At 41.2% G+C, this 2,786-nt stretch carries 2 protein-coding genes; both read right to left on the reverse strand.

All coding sequences use genetic code 11. The annotated features are described in order from the left end of the window. Positions 1 to 115: 115 nt before the first annotated feature. The gene (istB, locus tag GO493_RS30640; RefSeq protein ID WP_157310059.1) at positions 116 to 841 is read right to left on the reverse strand and encodes an IS21-like element helper ATPase IstB; all 726 of its coding nucleotides are present in this window, start codon (positions 839 to 841) and stop codon (positions 116 to 118) included. An 80-nt stretch (positions 842 to 921) separates the two neighbouring features. Beyond that, the gene (istA, locus tag GO493_RS30645) at positions 922 to 2,484 is read right to left on the reverse strand and encodes an IS21 family transposase (protein WP_157310060.1); all 1,563 of its coding nucleotides are present in this window, start codon (positions 2,482 to 2,484) and stop codon (positions 922 to 924) included. Between the last annotated feature and the right edge of the window lie 302 nt (positions 2,485 to 2,786).

Raw genomic sequence — 2,786 nt, forward strand, 5'->3', positions numbered from 1 at the left:
TGTAAATTCCGGTGATGATACCCCCTCGTACCGGTGATGGTATCCCCTCTAAGAAGAGCCAAAAAAGAAAGAGCGTTTTAAGATTTCAAAGATAAGATATGGTCATTAGTAAGTGCTATTTTTTCTTCCTTCTAGATTCTCCTTTTAATTCAATCCGGTGGCAACGAGCTGTCATTCTGTCCATAATAGCATCAGCCAGTGTTAGTTCATCTATATAGTCATACCAGGCGGATACGGGTAATTGGGAAGTAATAATGATTGACCTTTTTGCGTATCGGTCTTCTAGAAGTTGTAACAATGCCAGCTTGATATTCTTATTAAGGTGCTGGATACCGAAGTCGTCAAGGATAATTAGTGGTATCTTTTCCAGTTGATTGATCAGTTTCATATAACTACCTTCCGTCTTAGCCATAATAATGGTTTCGATCAACCGGTTCATATTAAAATAGCGTGTTTTAAGCCCCATTAGGCAGGCCTGGTGGCCTAAGGCACAAGCGACAGCACTTTTACCACAGCCTGTTGAGCCAGTTATCAGGATGTTTTCCCCAGCTTTCAGATAATTTCCTTCAATTAGACTGCTCCAGACACTTTTACTCAGATTACGTTCAGCACCGCATTCTATTTCCTGAGGTGTGATATGATAACGAAACCTGGCTGATTTTAACAGTGTCTCCATGCGGTCATTACCACGATGAAGCTTTTCCGCCTGTAGAAGATGAGTGATCAGTTCATGGCCTTCCAGTTGCTGATCCAGGGGTAATTCCAATTGAGAACGATAGCTGTTAGCCATTCCCATCAGCTTTAATTCAAGCATCTGATTAATAGTTTGAGTCGTGTTCATTGCCGAGATTGTATGTTTGATTTTAAAAAATAAAGTACTATGCAACCATAAGGGCATTACCTAGTGTTATACTGTCTATCTTATTTGTAATAATCTGACCCTCTGATATTTTTATGCTCTGGAAGTGGAGGGGTAGGTTCATCAAAAAGCAATGGTTGATGATCCAACCCGCATTCCAATATTTTACGAACCATTTTGAGTGTGGGCCTGGATATGTTGGATGTCCTTCTGCATGCTGCTTCCAACCGGTCCTTACCATATTTGTTCTGAAGAAGGATCATTGCATTACATGCCTTGAAGTTCTGTTCAGGATAAATGCTGCTATGTATTATACGGTCGGCTGTTTGCTTTGTATATTCTCCTACTTGTCCTGCTCGTTTCAGTAAATCTTCCACTGTCCATCCTCTCATCTCCACCATGTGCTGATGATTGGGGGGCATGTGTTCTGCCAGACGGTTAAAGTGGGGTTCCTGACTATTACGTACATGGAAGGCTATGCGTTCGTGCTGATAGTACACTTCGACAGTTCTGCTATCGTAATTAACCCATACTTTACATCCGACATAAGTATAAGGGACTGTATAATAATGCTTGTTATCCGGCAGTTGAATAGCATAGTTCTGCTGTACTGTGACCTGTCTTCCCTTTTTAACACTATAGGGTGTTGAAGGAAGTTCCTTCAGAACAGGCTTTTCTTGCCGCAGAAAGATATCCATTCTGCTTTCTTTGCTATTCTTATATGGCTTTCTATTAAGTACATCCAGGTGAGTGCGGATAATTCGATTGAGTGACTCCATGCTGTGGAATACCTGGTTTCTCATCCGTGCATAAATATGCATATAGACAATATTGACAGCGCCCTCTACCATACCTTTATCTCTTGGGGAATATGGACGGGTGGCACTGAATGTTGTTTGATAATGCTCTGATAATTGATAACATAGTTCTGTAAATACAGGCTCATGTAAATCTGATCGCTTTACAGCTGTTCGAAAATTATCACAGAGGTATGTCCTGGTTACTCCTTCAGTGTATTTGACGAGCTCATTGATACAGTGAGCCAGGTCTCTTGTATTTTGAGAAGCTACAGCTATGCAAAAGATCAGGCCACTAAAAGGTAATATCCCAATAAAAACTTCGCATGAGATTATCTCTCCTGTTTCTTTATCTACATATGATAGCTTCTTGCCTGCAAAATCCATCTGCGTAAATTCGCCGGGAGTATATTCCCAATGAAAGGCAGGATCAGTATCTTTTAGATATCTGGCGAATAAATAGCAATACTGACTATATTGATAGCCGTCGGGGTTGTTCTGAAGGTATTCCATCCACAGTAATTGTTTGGTCACCCCGGTTTTATGCAACTCTTTACACGCTTGCTCAAAATGGGCGATCAGGGCTTCAAATCGCTGCCCTTTAATAACTGTTTTATCATCGTTGTAAACTACTGCAGCCAGCTCTTTATCATTGATACCATTGGGTTCACTTTCTGCCATTAGCATCCCATCCATCCTAAGCAGGTATTTTTTTATTGTCTTCCGGCTGATACCAGTGCGTCGAACGATTTCTTTTATGGGAACCCCATCAGCTCTTAATTGCTGAACTTGCCTAATCTGTTTCATGTCAACTGCTTTTTGAGCCATATCCCCTTTTTTACAGATGAAAAGGGCAAAATGAATACAAATCGCTCTAACATTTTTAACGGCTTTCTTAGAGGGGGGATACCATGTTCCGGAATCAAACTATGATACTTAACCAGAGGGGTTACCATGTGTCGGAATGGCAGACCGAAAGTATAGGGAAGTATTATCCATCAGAGTAATGATGGGTGAAATTTATAGCTTCATATACTCCAATCCTAGTAATATTAGGGTGGGGTTACCATCAGCGGAATGAGGGGGTACCATGTTCCGGTATGGGGGGATACCATACTCCGGAATCTACA

Source organism: Chitinophaga tropicalis (genome assembly GCF_009758205.1).
Taxonomy (GTDB): domain Bacteria; phylum Bacteroidota; class Bacteroidia; order Chitinophagales; family Chitinophagaceae; genus Chitinophaga; species Chitinophaga tropicalis.